This window comes from Nocardia sp. NPDC058114 (genome assembly GCF_042884695.1).
Classification (GTDB): domain Bacteria; phylum Actinomycetota; class Actinomycetes; order Mycobacteriales; family Mycobacteriaceae; genus Nocardia.
Genome location: NZ_JBHVTK010000001.1, coordinates 794,534 through 810,378 on the forward strand (window position 1 = coordinate 794,534; position 15,845 = coordinate 810,378).

15 protein-coding genes are annotated in these 15,845 nt (G+C 68.0%); 11 read left to right on the forward strand and 4 right to left on the reverse strand.

Features of this window, described 5'->3' with window-relative positions; translation table 11 throughout:
• Positions 1 to 19 precede the first annotated feature (19 nt).
• From ACFVVI_RS03600 to ACFVVI_RS03610, 3 genes are read left to right on the forward strand one after another with little or no spacing between them, the layout of a single operon-like run.
• On the forward strand, positions 20 to 1,264 hold the full coding sequence (locus ACFVVI_RS03600; protein ID WP_378627050.1) for a bifunctional 3,4-dihydroxy-2-butanone-4-phosphate synthase/GTP cyclohydrolase II: 1,245 nt from the start codon (positions 20 to 22) through the stop codon (positions 1,262 to 1,264).
• A gap of 25 nt (positions 1,265 to 1,289) precedes the next feature.
• Entirely contained in the window at positions 1,290 to 1,766 is a 477-nt protein-coding gene (ribH, locus tag ACFVVI_RS03605) for a 6,7-dimethyl-8-ribityllumazine synthase (RefSeq protein WP_378627052.1), read from the forward strand.
• Complete coding sequence (locus ACFVVI_RS03610) at positions 1,763 to 2,254, forward strand: PH domain-containing protein (protein ID WP_378989082.1); 492 nt, start codon at positions 1,763 to 1,765, stop codon at positions 2,252 to 2,254. The genes ribH and ACFVVI_RS03610 overlap by 4 nt, the downstream gene beginning before the upstream one ends.
• Positions 2,255 to 2,344: 90 nt before the next feature.
• Here ACFVVI_RS03610 and ggt read toward each other — a convergent pair whose 3' ends face one another.
• A complete protein-coding gene (ggt, locus tag ACFVVI_RS03615) occupies positions 2,345 to 4,297 on the reverse strand; it encodes a gamma-glutamyltransferase (RefSeq protein WP_387442939.1) in 1,953 nt (650 codons plus the stop codon).
• Between the two features lie 166 nt (positions 4,298 to 4,463).
• On the opposite strand from ggt, the gene ACFVVI_RS03620 reads away from it, so the two are divergent.
• The gene (locus ACFVVI_RS03620) at positions 4,464 to 5,156 is read left to right on the forward strand and encodes an HAD family hydrolase (protein ID WP_379314852.1); all 693 of its coding nucleotides are present in this window, start codon (positions 4,464 to 4,466) and stop codon (positions 5,154 to 5,156) included.
• A gap of 83 nt (positions 5,157 to 5,239) precedes the next feature.
• Here ACFVVI_RS03620 and ACFVVI_RS03625 read toward each other — a convergent pair whose 3' ends face one another.
• On the reverse strand, positions 5,240 to 5,653 hold the full coding sequence (locus ACFVVI_RS03625) for a hypothetical protein (protein WP_387442941.1): 414 nt from the start codon (positions 5,651 to 5,653) through the stop codon (positions 5,240 to 5,242).
• A 153-nt stretch (positions 5,654 to 5,806) separates the two neighbouring features.
• Between ACFVVI_RS03625 and uvrC the strand changes: the two genes are divergently transcribed.
• The 7 genes from uvrC (at position 5,807) to tpiA (ending at position 14,150) form a co-directional block, all read left to right on the forward strand.
• Entirely contained in the window at positions 5,807 to 7,792 is a 1,986-nt protein-coding gene (gene uvrC, locus ACFVVI_RS03630) for an excinuclease ABC subunit UvrC (RefSeq protein WP_387442943.1), read from the forward strand.
• A gap of 121 nt (positions 7,793 to 7,913) precedes the next feature.
• Positions 7,914 to 8,870, forward strand: coding sequence for an RNase adapter RapZ (gene rapZ, locus ACFVVI_RS03635; protein ID WP_358062678.1), 957 nt, complete (start codon positions 7,914 to 7,916; stop codon positions 8,868 to 8,870).
• Positions 8,867 to 9,931, forward strand: coding sequence for a uridine diphosphate-N-acetylglucosamine-binding protein YvcK (gene yvcK, locus ACFVVI_RS03640; RefSeq protein WP_387442946.1), 1,065 nt, complete (start codon positions 8,867 to 8,869; stop codon positions 9,929 to 9,931). Before rapZ ends, yvcK begins: the two co-directional genes overlap by 4 nt.
• Entirely contained in the window at positions 9,922 to 10,905 is a 984-nt protein-coding gene (gene whiA / locus ACFVVI_RS03645; protein ID WP_101467118.1) for a DNA-binding protein WhiA, read from the forward strand. Before yvcK ends, whiA begins: the two co-directional genes overlap by 10 nt.
• A gap of 216 nt (positions 10,906 to 11,121) precedes the next feature.
• On the forward strand, positions 11,122 to 12,138 hold the full coding sequence (gene gap, locus ACFVVI_RS03650; protein WP_056810475.1) for a type I glyceraldehyde-3-phosphate dehydrogenase: 1,017 nt from the start codon (positions 11,122 to 11,124) through the stop codon (positions 12,136 to 12,138).
• A gap of 5 nt (positions 12,139 to 12,143) precedes the next feature.
• Positions 12,144 to 13,358 (forward strand): phosphoglycerate kinase, encoded by a 1,215-nt coding sequence (locus tag ACFVVI_RS03655; RefSeq protein WP_378989087.1) that lies wholly within the window; start codon positions 12,144 to 12,146, stop codon positions 13,356 to 13,358.
• A gap of 3 nt (positions 13,359 to 13,361) precedes the next feature.
• Positions 13,362 to 14,150 carry a triose-phosphate isomerase gene (tpiA, locus tag ACFVVI_RS03660; RefSeq protein WP_387442950.1) on the forward strand — a complete coding sequence of 263 codons (789 nt, stop codon included), beginning with the start codon at positions 13,362 to 13,364 and terminating at the stop codon, positions 14,148 to 14,150.
• 78 nt (positions 14,151 to 14,228) lie between these two features.
• On the opposite strand, the gene ACFVVI_RS03665 is transcribed toward tpiA, so the two are convergent.
• The gene (locus ACFVVI_RS03665) at positions 14,229 to 15,014 is read right to left on the reverse strand and encodes an META domain-containing protein (RefSeq protein WP_387442952.1); all 786 of its coding nucleotides are present in this window, start codon (positions 15,012 to 15,014) and stop codon (positions 14,229 to 14,231) included.
• A gap of 71 nt (positions 15,015 to 15,085) precedes the next feature.
• On the reverse strand, positions 15,086 to 15,616 hold the full coding sequence (locus ACFVVI_RS03670; RefSeq protein WP_378627072.1) for an MmpS family transport accessory protein: 531 nt from the start codon (positions 15,614 to 15,616) through the stop codon (positions 15,086 to 15,088).
• Positions 15,617 to 15,845: the final 229 nt, after the last annotated feature.

Sequence of the window (15,845 nt, forward strand, 5' to 3'; positions counted from 1 at the left end):
ATATACGGAGCAAGCAGACGTGACCAGGTTGGACAGCATCGAGCGCGCGGTCGCCGATATCGCGGCCGGCAAGGCTGTTGTCGTCATCGACGACGAGGACCGGGAGAACGAAGGCGATCTCATCTTCGCGGCCGAGAAGGCCACCCCGGAGCTGGTCGCGTTCATGATCCGCTACACCTCCGGCTACATCTGCGTGCCGTTGACCGCCGACGACTGCGACCGGCTCGGCCTGCCGCCGGCTTACGCGATGAACCAGGACAAGCACGGCACCGCCTACACCGTCTCGGTGGATGCGCGCGAGGGCATCACCACCGGCATCTCCGGCGCCGACCGGGCCGTCACCATGCGCCTGCTGGCCAGCGCGCAGGCCAAGGCCGACGAGTTCACCCGCCCCGGCCATGTGGTGCCGCTGCGCGCCAAGGACGGCGGCGTGCTGCGCAGGCCCGGCCACACCGAGGCCGCGGTCGATCTGGCCCGGATGGCCGGGTTGCGTCCCGCGGGCGTGATCTGCGAGATCGTCAGCCAGAAGGACGACGGGCACATGGCCCGTACCGACGAGCTGCGCGTATTCGCCGACGAGCACAACCTGGCGATGATCTCGATCGCCGACATGATCGCCTGGCGGCGCAAGCACGAGAAGCATGTCGTGCGGGTGGCCGAGGCCCGTATTCCGACCGCTCACGGCGATTTCAAGGCCGTGGGCTACCAGAGCATCTTCGACGATGCCGAGCACGTCGCGCTGGTGCGCGGCGACATCGGTGACGGCGAGGACGTACTGGTGCGGGTGCACTCGGAATGCCTGACCGGTGATGTCTTCGGCTCGCTGCGCTGCGATTGCGGCCCGCAGCTCGACGCGGCACTGGAGATGGTCGATCAGGAGGGGCGCGGCGTCGTCCTCTACATGCGCGGGCACGAGGGCCGTGGCATCGGCCTGATGCACAAGCTGCAGGCCTACCAGTTGCAGGACACCGGTCGCGACACCGTCGACGCCAACCTCGATCTCGGTCTGCCCGCCGACGCCCGTGACTACGGCACCGGCGCGCAGATCCTGGTCGATCTCGGCATCCGCTCGATGCGCCTGCTCACCAACAATCCGGCCAAGCGGGTCGGCCTCGACGGCTACGGTCTCGCGATCACCGAGCGCGTCCCGATGCCGTTGCGCGCTAATGCCGAGAACCTGCACTATCTGCGCACCAAGCGGGATCGGATGGGCCACGACCTGGTCGGCCTCGACGATCTCGACCTCGGCGAAACCGCGCAGTGATCATTTCGTACGAAAGGCGGCAACGATGAGCGGTACAGGTGTCCCGAGCTTCGCGCTGGCGCAGGCCAAAGACGTCAAACTCGGCATCGTCGCCTCGCGGTGGCACACCGAGATCTGCGACACCCTCGTGGCGAATGCCGAACGGGTAGCCAAGGAAGCCGGCGTCGAACATGTGACCGTGGTGCGCTGCGCCGGTGCGATGGAGCTGCCGGTCGTCGCGCAGGAGCTGGCGCGCACGCACGACGCCGTGGTGGCTCTGGGCGTCGTGATCCGTGGTGGCACACCGCATTTCGAGTACGTGTGCGATGCGGTGACGGCCGGACTGACCCGGGTGTCGCTCGATGCGGCCACCCCCGTCACCAACGGTGTGCTCACGACGAACGACGAGGAGCAGGCGCGCGATCGGGCCGGGCTGCCCGGTTCGGCGGAGGACAAGGGCGAACAGGCCTGCGCCGCCGCTCTCGACGCCGCGCTCACCTTGCGCGCACTGCGATCGGTGTGACCGTGCCGGTGGTGCGGACCTGGCGTCGTAGCGCTCCCCAGCCCGACGCGGGCTGGGAGTTCCAGGTGCGTCCGCGCCGGGCGACCCGCACCGCCATCGTGGTCGCGATCGTCATCCTCGTCGCGTTCACCGCGGGTGGGCTACTGCTGCGCACCGGGTCGACCGGCGTGAACTTCCGGGTCGCCGATCAGGTCGCGATGATCCTGATCGGGGTGGTCGGGGCGGGCGCGGTACTGATGCTCACCCGTCCACGGGTGCGCGCGGGCAGCCAGGGTGTCGGGGTGCGCAATATCCTGGGCGAGCAGGTGTACCCGTGGGCCTACATCCGTGGCGTGTCCTTCCCGGACCGCAAGGCATGGGCCCGCCTCGAACTGGCCGACGACGATTACGTCCCGATGCTGGCGATCCGTTCCAACGACAAGACCCACGCCGCCGACGCCATCGAGCGCGTCCGCGAACTCGGCGCCCGCTACGCCCCGCGGGACTGACTTCGCTGAGCGGTTAGCACCTGGAGCCGACTGATTGCCGGCAACGCTGCTGTCTGTGCGCCACCGAGTCGTGACGCACAGACCAGCGCATCAGCGGGTATCGCCGAGGACCGCTCCCTCGCGGCGCGGATCCGCACCGCCGATCCAGCCGTCCTTGCCGTTGTGCTGCAGGGCGCTGAGCCCGCTGGACTGCGGTGCCACCGACACCTGATGGCCCATTGCCCGCAGCTTCTCGACCAGGGGATCGTGGTCGCCGTTGTCGGTCGCATTGATATCCGGGTGCTCACCGCCGACGCCGGTGACCGGCGTATTGCCCGCGCCGAACGACACCCCGGAGACCGCCTGTTGCGGGTCGAGACCCCAATCCAGCACATTGACCAGCGTTTTCACGACGAACTGGATGATCACCGAACCACCGGGTGAACCCGTGACGAGCTTCAGTTCGCCACGGTCGCCCCGATCGTCACGATCGAACACCAGGGTCGGGGCCATCGAACTGCGTGGGCGCTTGTTGGGCTGGAGGCGGTTGGCCACGGGTGTCCCGTCGGGGTCGACAGGGTCGGCGGCGAAGTCGGTGAGCTGATTGTTGAGCACGAATCCGTCGACGAGATGGAAAGACCCGAACGCCGATTCGACCGTCGTGGTCATGGCGGCGGCGTTGCCGTACTTGTCGATGACGGAGATGTGGCTGGTCCCGTGTTCGGGCGGCTGTGGACCGTTGCCGAGGGGGACCGGCCCGAGGTTGCCGGGCTTGGCGGTACCCATGCTGCGCTGCGGGTCGATCAGCGTCGACCGTTCCTTGAGGTACTGCGGGTGCACGAGCGAGAGCGCCGAATTACCCGGCAGCGGAACGAAATCCGGGTCGGCGACGTACTTGTTGCGATCGGCGTAGGCCAGTCGCTCCGCTTCGGAGATCAGGTGCACTGCCTGCGCGTCGGGCCGCCCGCCGTTGGCGTCGAGCTCCTGTGGGCGCAGCGCGGGGAGATCGAAATTGGCGAGAATGCCCAGCGTCGCCGCGACGGTGCTGCCGCCCGAGGACGGCGCGGGCATGCCGCACAGTTCGTACTTGCGGTACCCGGTGCACAGCGCCGTGCGCTTCTTCGCCTCGTAATTCGCCAGGTCGGTGGTGGTCAGCGCGCTGGGGGTACGGCCGCCCGCCGTGCTGCCCGCCGCCTCGACGATGTCCTGGGCGATGGCGCCGCTGTAGAAGGCCTTCGCGCCGTCGGTCGCGATCGCCGAGAGCGTTTTCGCCAGCGCCGGATTGGTGAGGAGGGTGCCCGACTTCTTGGGCGAGCCATCGGCTTCGAGGAAATAGCCACGCGCGGCCTCGTCGGCGGCCAGGTCTTTCGCGGATTCGGCGATCTGGCCTGCCAGCCGCGGACTGATCTCGAAACCGTTGTCGGACAAGCTGATCGCGGGATCGAACAGTTCCTTCCAGGCGCTCATCCCGTGTTCGGAATGGGCGAGTTCGAGCATCCGCAGCACTCCGGGCACGCCGATGGAGCGACCGCTGGCCCGGGTATTCGGTGCGGGTTCGGTGCGGTCGGTGTCGCTGACCCAGCGCAGATAGTTCTCGGTCGCCGCGGCAGGAGCGGTCTCGCGGCCGTCGTAGGTGTCGACCGTGCGCGACTTCGCGTCGTAGTGCACCAGGAAGGCGCCGCCGCCGATGCCGGAAGCCTGTGGCTCGACCAGACCGAGTACTGCCTGTGCGGTGACCAGGGCGTCGGCCGCGGTGCCACCCGCCCGCAGTACCCGGCACGCGGCCTCGGTGGCGATCGGGTTGGCGGTCGACACCGCGTAGGTGCTGGTGCGCACCGCCGTCATATCCGAGCGATAGCCCGACGCGATCTCAGGGTTGGTGCTGAGATTCTGCGAGGTCGGCGCCCCGGTGCCGGTGGCGGGCGCCGCGGACACAGGAGTGCCGTTGGGCGTGCTCTTGCATTCCGCGGCCGTTTTCTCGTCTGTCGAACATCCGGCCAGTACCCCCACCGCGAGCACTGCGGCCGTCGTGGCCCCGATCCACGTCCGTCGCCTTGGCGTCATCCAGCCAGGGTAACCCGGCGGTACGACGCGATTCGATCTTTTTCCGCCGGGGGCTCGCCGTGTGCCCCTGTCCAGCCGCGACGGCCGGATGGCCGGCACACGAATCCTGGGTTACCCGGCCGATTTCCGCCGGGCGCACTGTCTTCGTCTCGCTACCCTGGCTGCCATGGACATCGACGCGGTGCTGTTCGACTTCTCCGGCACGGTCTTCCGCCTGGAGGACGACCGGACCTGGGCTCACGAACTGGTCGGGGACGACGGGACGCCGTTCGACGTGGCGGCGAAAGCCGAAGTGATGCGCCGGATGACCGCGCCGGTCGAACAATTCATGACCTTCGACGCGGTGGGCCAACACGCCTGGGACAACCGCGATCTCGACCCCGCCCTGCACCGGTATGCCTACCTGGAGGTGCTGCGCGGCTCCGATGTTCCCGAGGCCCAGGCGATCCGGCTCTACGAACGCCTCACCGACCCGCTCGCCTGGACCCCCTATCCCGACACGGGCACCGTCCTGGAATCGCTTGCTGCCCAGGGAATCCCGATCGGTATCGTCAGCAATATCGCCTACGACATCCGCCCCGCCTTCGCGAAACACGGCTGGACCGACCTCATCGGCTCGATGACGCTGTCCTTCGAGATAGGTGCCATCAAACCGAACCCGCAGATCTTCCGCGACGCCACCGACCGCCTCGGCGTCACCCCCGACCGCGTCCTCATGATCGGCGACAGCGCCGAGGCAGACGGCGGCGCCACCACCCTCGGCGCCCGCTTCGCCCTCGTCGACCCGCTACCCACCCCCGACCGCCCGCGCGCGCTCATCGACGCCCTCGCCGAACACGGCATCCGAACCGCCGACTGACCGCCTGTGGCCGGATCGCCGGCAGACAGTCCCGCCCGACGCCGGCGGATGCGCGCGGTCGGGCGACCCCGCCGAGGCGCAGGTCAGCGTTGGCGGGTGAACCAGGTCCGGGCAGAGGGCCGAAGGAGCATCGCCGCGACCGCGCCGTTGGCGACGACGCCGACCACCCCCGGCGGCAGCCCGGTGAGAATGCCCGTCGACGACACCAGGCACGCCAGCACCGCGACCCCGATCGCCGCCTTGCGCACCAGATCACCGCCGTGCCGGAACAGCAGCACCAGCGGAACCAGCGCGAAGGACGGCAGATACCCGGCGAGCAGCGCGCCGAGCGAGCCGCCCAGCGCCACCGTGATCGCGATCAGCACGACACCGACGGCGGTGGCGACCGCGGCGATCAGCCGCGCTCCGCGCACCGTCCCCGGCATGACTCCGTGCGGGGACACCTCGTCGTCGTACAGGTCGTCACCGGTTTGCGGCGGGGCGGCGGCATTGCTCATCGGACGTCCTTTCGGGCACATAATCCGAGCCCTCACGCTACACAGGCAGTCGCACAGCTCACCCCGGCGACCTCGCTCGTCCGTGTAGGGCTGCTGCGCCGGTTGATACCTCGGCAGTGCGGACCTGTCGGGGCCCCTCGCTAGGCTGGATGGGTGGCAGATCCCGCGACGTACCGGCCGGCGCCGGGCACGATTCCCGTCGAACCCGGTGTGTACAAGTTCCGGGACGTGCACGGGCGGGTCATCTATGTGGGTAAGGCGAAGAGTCTGCGCAGTCGGCTGAACTCCTACTTCGCCGATGTGTACTCGTTGCATCCGCGCACCAAGCAGATGGTCACCACGGCGGCCGCTGTCGAGTGGACGGTGGTGTCCACCGAGGTGGAGGCGCTGCAGCTCGAGTACAACTGGATCAAGGAATTCGATCCGCGATTCAACGTCCGATACCGCGACGACAAGACCTATCCGGTGCTCGCGGTGACCCTCAACGAGGAGTATCCGCGACTGTTCGTCTACCGGGGCGCGCGCAAGAAGGGCGTGCGCTACTTCGGTCCTTACGCGCACGCCTGGGCGATTCGCGAGACCCTCGACCTGTTGCTGCGGGTGTTCCCGGCGCGAACCTGCTCCAACGGAGTTTTCAAGCGGCACAGCCAGATCGGGCGTCCGTGCCTGCTCGGCTATATCGACAAGTGTTCCGCGCCGTGCGTGGGCCGGGTCAGCGCCGACGAGCACCGCCAGATCGTCGAGGACTTCTGCGACTTCCTGTCCGGCAAGACCGACAAGATGGTGCGCGCACTCGAACGCCGCATGCACGAGGCCGCCGAAGACCTCGACTTCGAGAACGCCGCCCGCTTGCGCGACGACGTGCAGGCACTGCGCCGCGCCCTCGAAAAGCAGGCCGTGGTGCTCGGCACCGGCACCGACGCCGATGTGATCGCCTTCGCCACCGACGAACTGGAAGCCGCGGTCCAGATCTTTCACGTTCGCGACGGACGCGTCCGCGGCCAGCGCGGCTGGGTCGTCGACAAATCCGGTGACGCGCTCGATGTCGCGGAATCGGGAACCGAGATGGCTGCCCTGGTGGAACAGTTCCTCACCCAGTTCTACGGCGAGCAGGCGGCCATGGCGGACCAGAACGGTGACGCCGCCATCGTCGTCCCACGGGAAGTGCTGGTCCCCGAACTGCCCGCCGACGCCGAGGAGATCGGGGAGTGGCTCAGCAAGATGCGCGGCTCCGCGGTCTCGCTGCGCATCCCGCAGCGCGGCGACAAGAAGGCTCTCGCCGAGACGGTGCAGCGCAACGCCGCCGAGGCGCTGGCTCAGCACAAGCTCCGCCGGGCCGGTGACCTCACGTCGAGATCGCAAGCGCTGCAAGACATTCAGGACGCACTCGAACTCGACAGCGCCCCGCTGCGGATCGAATGCGTCGACATCAGCCACGTGCAGGGCACCGACGTCGTCGCCTCGCTGGTGGTCTTCGAAGACGGCCTGGCCCGCAAGTCCGACTACCGCCACTACGCGATCAAGGAAGCCGCGGGCGACGGCCGCTCCGACGATGTCGGCAGCATCGCCGAGGTGACCCGCCGCCGCTTCGCCCGGCTGGCCCGCGACCGCGAACAACCCGTGGAGATCGAACCCGACGAGGTCGACGAACCCGCCTCACGCCCCGGCATCGACCCCACCACCGGCCGACCGCGCCGCTTCGCCTACCCGCCCAACCTCTACGTCGTCGACGGCGGCGCACCCCAGGTCGCCGCCGCCGCCGAGGTCCTCGACGAACTCGGCATCACCGATGTCGCGGTGATCGGTCTGGCCAAACGCCTCGAAGAGGTCTGGGTGCCCGGCGAAGCAGACCCGGTGATCATGCCGCGCAACAGCGAGGCGCTGTTCCTGCTGCAACGCGTGCGCGATGAAGCCCACCGCTTCGCCATCACCTTCCACCGCAGCAAACGCTCACGCCGGATGACGGCGTCGGCGTTGGATTCGGTGCCGGGCCTCGGTGAGACGAGGCGAACCGCCTTGGTCACCCACTTCGGCTCGGTCGCCAGAATCAAGGACGCGACTGTCGAGGAGATAACCTCGGTGCCCGGTATCGGGGTCTCGACGGCGAAAGCGGTGCTCGAGGCACTCAACAGTCCGTAACCCGCCGACGGCCGGTATCGCAGGACGCAACATTGCGTGTGCCGTACGTTGTGTGTCTGCGCCCGATACCCGAACCGGTGCGGGATGATCGAAAGGCACCCAGAAACGGATCCGGTAGGACATGACACGCGTCGAATCGAATAACAATGCGGGGGCGGCACCCGGGCAATCCGGGACGGTCACCGACACACAGCAACCAGTAGAAGTGGTCATCGTGACCGGCTTGTCCGGCGCGGGTCGCGGCACTGCCGCGCGCGTGCTGGAGGACCTCGGCTGGTACGTGACCGACAACCTACCGCCCGAGCTGATCGGGCGAATGATCGAGCTGGGCGCCGCGGCGGACCCGCCGATCCGGCGGCTCGCGCTGGTCATGGACGTGCGCAGCCGGTTCTTCACCGGCGAGCTCTCCGGTGTCACCGAGCAGTTGCGCGGCGCCGGCATCCGCACCAGAGTGCTGTTCCTCGAGGCCTCCGACGACGTGCTGATCCGGCGGTTCGGCTTCGCCCGGCGCCGTCATCCGCTGCAGAGCGACAGCCCCGATGGGACGCTCTCGGCCGGTCTGACCGCCGAACGAGCCAGGCTGGCCCCGGTCAAGGGGGCCGCCGACCTCGTCATCGACACCACCGAGCTCTCGATCCACCAGCTGCACCGCAAGCTGGAGGAGGCATACGGCGCGGGCGCGCCAGCCGCACTGCAACTGACTGTGCAGTCCTTCGGCTTCAAGTACGGTGTTCCCCTCGACGCCGACATGGTGTTGGACGTGCGATTCCTGCCCAACCCGCATTGGATTCCGGAATTGCGGGAACACACAGGACAGGAGTCGGTGGTCAGCGACTACGTGCTGTCCAGGCCGGGTGCGCGGGACTACCTGCAGACCGGCAAACACCTGGTCGACCTGACGACGACCGGATACCGCCAAGAGGGGAAGCGATACATGACCGTGGCAGTCGGGTGCACCGGCGGCAAACATCGCAGCGTCGCTATCGCCGAGGCACTGGGTGAGCGCATCGGCGCCGATACCGGGCACGTGGCGGTGGACGTCGTGCGCGTCGTCCACCGGGATCTGGGGCGCGAATGAGTGGAATCGAAGCCGACCCAGCCGTCGTCGCGCTGGGCGGCGGGCATGGGCTGTACGCGACATTGACGGCCGTGCGCAGGCTGACGCGGCGGATCACCGCCGTCGTCACCGTCGCCGACGACGGTGGGTCCTCCGGTCGGCTGCGCGCCGAGCTGGGCATGCTGCCGCCGGGTGATCTGCGGATGGCCCTGGCAGCGCTGTCCGATGACGCCGACGGGGTGTGGACCACGACGGTGCAGCACCGCTTCGGCGGCACCGGCGCGCTCGCCGGGCACTCGGTGGGCAATCTGATCCTGGCCGGGCTCACCGACATCCTCGGTGATCCGGTGGCCGCGCTCGACGAGGTGGGCAGGCTGCTGCGGATCACCGGCCGGGTGCTGCCGATGTCGCCGATTCCGCTCGACATCGAGGCCGAAGTATCGGGCCTGGAGTCGGACCCGCGGATCGGCCGGTGCGTGCGCGGTCAGGTTGCGGTGGCGACCACGCCGGGTAAGGTCCGGCGGGTGCGGCTGATTCCGTCCGATCCGCCCGCCAGCCCCGAGGCGACCTCGGCGATCGACGACGCGGATGTTGTTGTGCTGGGACCGGGTTCGTGGTTCACCAGCGTCATTCCGCATGTCCTGGTGCCGCAACTGCACGCGGCGCTGGTGCGCACGCGGGCACGCAAGGTGCTCGTGCTGAATCTGGCGGCGGAGCCCGGCGAGACAGCCGGCTTTTCCGCGGAGCGCCATCTGCATGTATTGTCCCAGCACGCACCGGATTTCGCGGTCGACGATGTGCTCGTCGACTCGGCGTCGGTGCCGGAGGGGCGGCAACGGGAACATGTGGCAAGAGCCGCCGAACAGTTGCGGGCACGGGTAACGTTCTGCGATGTCGCCGAGCCGGGAACGGATCGGCATCATCCCGGAAAACTTGCCGCCGCACTGGATCAGCTGGTCCGGTCGCCGCGGCCGCAACTGACTGGGCTTCGATTCGAGAGACGGCACAGTGCCTCAGATGTGCACAGTGTTCCAGATGAGCGTTCGGGGTCGGTGGGAAAGGAGCGCGTCTCGTGGCGATGACAGCCGAGGTGAAGGACGAGCTGAGCAGGCTCGTGGTGTCGCAGGTCAGCTCGCGTAAAGCGGAGCTGTCGGCGTTGCTGCGGTTTGCGGGCGGTCTGCACATCGTGGGGGGCAGGGTGATCGTGGAAGCCGAGGTGGACATGGGGTCCATCGCCCGGCGACTGCGCAGAGAGATTTTCGAGCTGTACGGATACGGCTCCGACGTGCACGTGCTCGGCGCGGGTGGGCTACGCAAGACTTCCCGCTACGTGGTGCGCGTGTCGAAGGAAGGCGAGGCGCTGGCGCGCCAGACCGGATTGCTCGATGTGCGCGGCCGCCCCGTGCGCGGGCTGCCCGCGCAGGTGGTCGGCGGCAGCATCGGTGACGCCGAAGCGGCATGGCGTGGCGCGTTTCTCGCGCACGGCTCGCTCACCGAGCCGGGTCGTTCCTCGGCGCTCGAGGTGAGTTGCCCCGGTCCGGAGGCGGCATTGGCACTGGTCGGCGCGGCGCGCAGGCTCGGCATCACCGCCAAGGCGCGGGAAGTGCGCGGCACGGACCGGGTCGTGGTGCGTGACGGCGAGGCGATCGGCGCCCTGCTCACCCGGATGGGCGCGCAGGACACCAGGCTCACCTGGGAAGAACGTCGGATGCGCCGCGAGGTGCGGGCCACCGCCAACCGGCTCGCCAACTTCGACGACGCGAACCTGCGTCGCTCGGCGCGCGCGGCCGTCGCGGCGGCGGCGCGGGTCGAACGGGCGCTCGAGATCCTCGCCGACGATGTTCCCGAGCATCTCGCCGCGGCGGGCAGGCTGCGGGTGCAGCATCGGCAGGCATCCCTGGAGGAACTCGGTCAGCTGGCCGATCCGCCGATGACCAAAGATGCTGTCGCGGGCCGGATCCGGCGATTGCTGTCGATGGCCGACCGGCGCGCCAAGGATCTCGGCATCCCCGATACCGAGTCCGCGGTGACAGCGGAGCTGCTCGACGACGCGTAGTAGGAACAGCAACAGACTCCGCACGCCGAAAGGTGTGGCGAATCCGACGATTAGTGCAGAGCGGTCATACATGACCGCTCTGCCCTCTATTCTGGGGTCTCCGCAGGCCTGAGGCCGGGGAGCTCACAACTCACAGGTGGCTGTCGTGAAGGCTGGCGCGGCTACTACTGTGGTTACCGTCGGAATGAATCCGCTTGAAAGCTGAGGAGCGATAACGTGACTGTCCGGGTAGGTATCAACGGCTTCGGTCGTATCGGACGTAATTTCTTCCGTGCGGTGGAGGCGCTGAAGGCCGTCGGCGAGACCGATATCGAGATCGTCGCGGTCAACGACCTCACCGACATCAACACCCTCGCCACCCTGCTGAAGTACGACTCGATCCTGGGTCGTCTGCCGCAGGACGTCTCCGTCGAGGGCGACACCATCGTGGTCGGCGAGCAGCGCATCAAGGCGCTCGCGATCAAGGAAGGCCCCTCGGCACTGCCGTGGGCCGACCTGAACGTCGACGTGGTCGTCGAGTCGACCGGCATCTTCACGGCCGCGGAGAAGGCCAAGGGCCACCTGTCCGCCGGCGCCAAGAAGGTCATCATCTCCGCGCCTGCCACCGGCGACGACATCACCATCGTGATGGGCGTCAACGACGACAAGTACGACGGCAGCCAGAACATCATCTCCAACGCGTCGTGCACCACGAACTGCCTCGGCCCGATCGCCAAGGTGCTCAACGACTCGTTCGGCATCGTGAACGGCCTGATGACCACCATTCACGCCTACACCCAGGATCAGAACCTGCAGGACGCGCCGCACAAGGACCTGCGTCGCGCCCGCGCCGCTGCCCTGAACATCGTGCCCACCGGCACCGGTGCCGCCAAGGCCATCGGCCTGGTGCTGCCCGAGCTGCAGGGCAAGCTCGACGGCTACGCGCTGCGCGTTCCGGTTCCGACGGGCTCGGTCACCGACCTCACCGCCACCCTGGCGAAGCCGGCCACCATCGAAGAGATCAACGCCGCGATGAAGGCCGCCGCCGAGGGCCCGATGAAGGGCATCCTCAAGTACAACGAGGACCCGATCGTGTCCAGTGACATCGTCACCGACCCGCACTCGTCGATCTACGACGCGCCGCTGACCAAGGTCATCGACAACCAGGTCAAGGTCGTCTCCTGGTACGACAACGAGTGGGGCTACTCGAACCGCTTGGCCAACCTGGTCGATCTCGTCGGCAAGTCGCTCTGACCGCGATGACAGTTCAGACACTGCAGGATCTCCTGGCCGAGGGTGTCGAGGGTCGGGGCGTGCTCGTGCGCTCCGACCTGAACGTTCCCCTCGACGACAACGGTCAGATCACCGACCCGGGCCGCATCATCGCCTCGGTGCCCACGATTCAAGCGCTGGTCGAGGCCGGCGCCAAGGTGGTCGTGATGGCACACCTGGGCCGCCCCAAGGGTGAGCCCGATGCCAAGTTCTCGCTCGCCCCGGTGGCGGCGAAACTGGCCGAGCTGCTGGGTCGCAATGTCCAGCTGGCCGGTGACGTGGTGGGCTACGACGCGCTCTCGCGCTCGGAGGGCCTCACCGACGGCGACGTGCTGCTGCTGGAGAACGTGCGCTTCGATCCGCGCGAGACCAGCAAGGACGAGTCGGAGCGGGCCAAGCTCGCCGCGGCGTTCGTCGAGCTGGTCGGCGACGACGGTGCGTTCGTCTCCGACGGTTTCGGCGTGGTGCACCGCAAGCAGGCGTCGGTCTACGACGTGGCCCAGCAGCTCCCGCACTACGCGGGCACGCTGGTCGCGGCCGAGGTCGAGGTGCTGCAGAAGCTCACCCAGGACCCGGCCCGCCCGTACGCGGTGGTGCTCGGTGGCTCCAAGGTCTCCGACAAGCTCGCGGTGATCGAGGCGCTGGCCCCCAAGGTCGACACCCTGGTGATCGGCGGCGGCATGTGCTTCACCTTCCTTGCCGCGCAAGGTCTTCCGGTCGGCGGCTCGCTGCTGCAGGCCGAGATGATCGACACCTGCAAGGATCTGCTCGAGCGCTTCGGCGACGTGCTGCACCTGCCGGTCGACATCGTGGTGGCCGACAAGTTCGCGGCCGACGCCGACACCGAGACCGTCGCGTCGACCGAGATCCCCGACGGCTGGCTCGGCCTGGACATCGGCCCCGAGTCGGTGTCGCGATTCGCAGCGCTGCTGACCGAGGCCGAGACGGTGTTCTGGAACGGCCCGATGGGCGTGTTCGAGTTCGAGAAGTTCGCCGCGGGTACCCGTGGTGTCGCCGAAGCCATCGTCACCGCTACCTCCAAGGGTGCGTTCACGGTCGTCGGTGGCGGCGACTCGGCGGCCGCCGTGCGTGCGCTCGGTCTGCCCGATGACGGCTTCTCCCACATCTCCACCGGTGGCGGCGCTTCCCTGGAATACCTGGAAGGCAAAGAGCTGCCCGGTATTTCGGTGTTGGAGGGCTGAGCGATGGCAGCACGTAAACCGCTCATCGCGGGCAACTGGAAGATGAACCTCAACCACCTCGAGGCCATCTCGCTGGTGCAGAAGGTGGCGTTCGCGCTGCCCGAGAAGTACTTCGCGAAGGTCGACGTGACGGTGATCCCGCCGTTCACCGATCTGCGCAGTGTGCAGTCGATCGTCGACGGCGACAAGCTCCTGATCACCTACGGCGCCCAGGATGTCTCGGCGCACGACTCCGGTGCCTACACCGGCGAGATCAGCGGGTCCATGCTGGCCAAGCTCGGCTGCACCTTCGTGGTCGTCGGGCACTCGGAGCGTCGTCAGTACCACCTCGAGGACGACGCGACCGTGCTGGCCAAGACCAAGCAGGCGCTGAAGAACGAGATCACCCCGATCGTCTGCATCGGCGAGGGTCTCGGCGTCCGCGAGGCGGGCACGCACGTCGAGTACAACCTCGAGCAGCTGCGTGGTTCGCTCAAAGGCTTGACGGCGGAACAGATTTCGCAGGTCGTCATCGCCTACGAGCCGGTCTGGGCCATCGGCACCGGCAAGGTCGCCTCGGCGGCCGACGCGCAGGAAGTCTGCGGCGCGATCCGCGGCGAGCTGGAGAAGCTGGCTTCCCCGGAGGTCGCCGCCGGCGTGCGCGTGCTCTACGGCGGCTCGGTGAACGCCAAGAACATCGGCGAGCTGATCCGGCAGACCGATATCGACGGCGCGCTGGTCGGCGGTGCTTCGCTCAAGGGTGACGAGTTCGCCACCCTGTCGGCGATCGCCGCGGGCGGTCCGCTGCCCTGATCGGGCACCGAACACTGAATACCGAAGGGCCGGAAACCGAGTGGTTTCCGGCCCTTCGCTTTTCGTGAACGCGGGCGGCTACCGCGCGTGCAGGATGAGGCCGTAGCCGTTGTCGTTGCGCAGGGTGAGGGTGTCGGCGTCGATGGAGGCGCTGGTTCGGCCGTCCAGCGCGCGCAGCACGTTCTGCTCGACCTCCATCACCTCCGGCGCACACATCATCTTGGTGGTGGCGACGGCGAAATTCACCGCGTCGCCGGGGCCGACGCCCGCGGTGCCGGTGATCCGGTTACAGCCCGCCGAGCCGTTGACGGTGCCGCCGTCACCGATGGTGAGATTCGGGCTCACCTCGTCGAGCGTGGTCGAGCGGATCTGCGCGTCCGGGGTGAGCATGGTGGTGACCACCCACGCGGTGCCGGTCAGCGGCTTGTCGGGAGTCACGACCTTCTTGTCGGTGAGATGGATGGTGACGGACTTGCCCGTCAGTGTCAGCCGATCACCGTCGAGGCGCCAGGTGGGGTCGGATTCGAGGAAGTCGCTCTGCCAGGCGTCGGCGCGTTCGCGGTCGCCGGGACAGGCCATCAGGGTGCTCGCCAGTGGCGAGGTGTGCAGGATGTGGTTGCTCAGGTCGACGGTGCCACCCGCGGAGTTGCAGCCCGAGTTCGCCGAGATCCGTCCCTCGGTGAAGCCGAGCGTCATCGGACCGCCGCCCGGGATCTCGTCGCCGACGACCTCGGTGGAAACATAGGTGTGGCCCATCGGCGTGGCAGTGTCGTCCACCGGTTCCGTTCCGGTCGAACCGCACCCGGCCGCCACCAGGTCGACCAGGGCGAGCAAGGCGGCCAGAGGACGAGGTGATATCCGCATGGAGCCGATGGTACGGACCGCCCCGGGCATCGCTCGTCGATGCTCGGGGCGGGTCGCGATCCGGCGCGGAACTACTTGCCCGCGTCGCCCGTGCAGCTGGCGCTGGCGAGCTGACCGGTGGCCTGATCCTCGGCGATCACCTTGCCGCCGACCGTGATCTTGCAGGACACCGTTCCGCCGTCGATGCCCGACATGACGCTCAGCGACACGAACTTCACCAGCCCGGTGATCGTCACGTCCTTGGACCACGGCAGCGCGGTATCGGATTCGGTGACCACGTCCAGGCTGCCATCGGTGTAGATGACCGTGGAGGTACCGGTTCCGCCGGCCTGATAGGAGACGGTGACCTCCCGGCTCACCTCGTTCTCGATCTCGTTGGCGACCGTGCCGACGAGCGCGACACATCCGCCGACGACCAGCAGCAGGACCACCAGCACCCCGCCGAGCACCCATGGCCACACCTTCTTCTTGCGCGGCGGCTGCGGGTAACCACCCTGGGGCGGGTAGCCACCTTGCTGCGGGTAGCCACCCGAGGGCTGCTGACCGTAAGGCGGCGGTTGCTGGCCATAAGGCTGCTGCGGATGGCCGGGTGGGACAGTCATGCGAATTTTCCTCCGTGTCGTGCAGGCCCGCCGAACGAAACGGGAGCTCTGTACTGATCGCTCGAAAGCGACCAGAAGATAACACCGCAGCGAAGATTCGCTCTTCTATTGTCTTGCACCACAGTATTTCTGACCGATCACGGGGATCTGTCGCGGAAGCCGTCGCCGCCGTCGTCCCGCTGTGCCGGCACGGAGTGCTGGCCGGGGATCGGCGGTCGCCAGGGATATG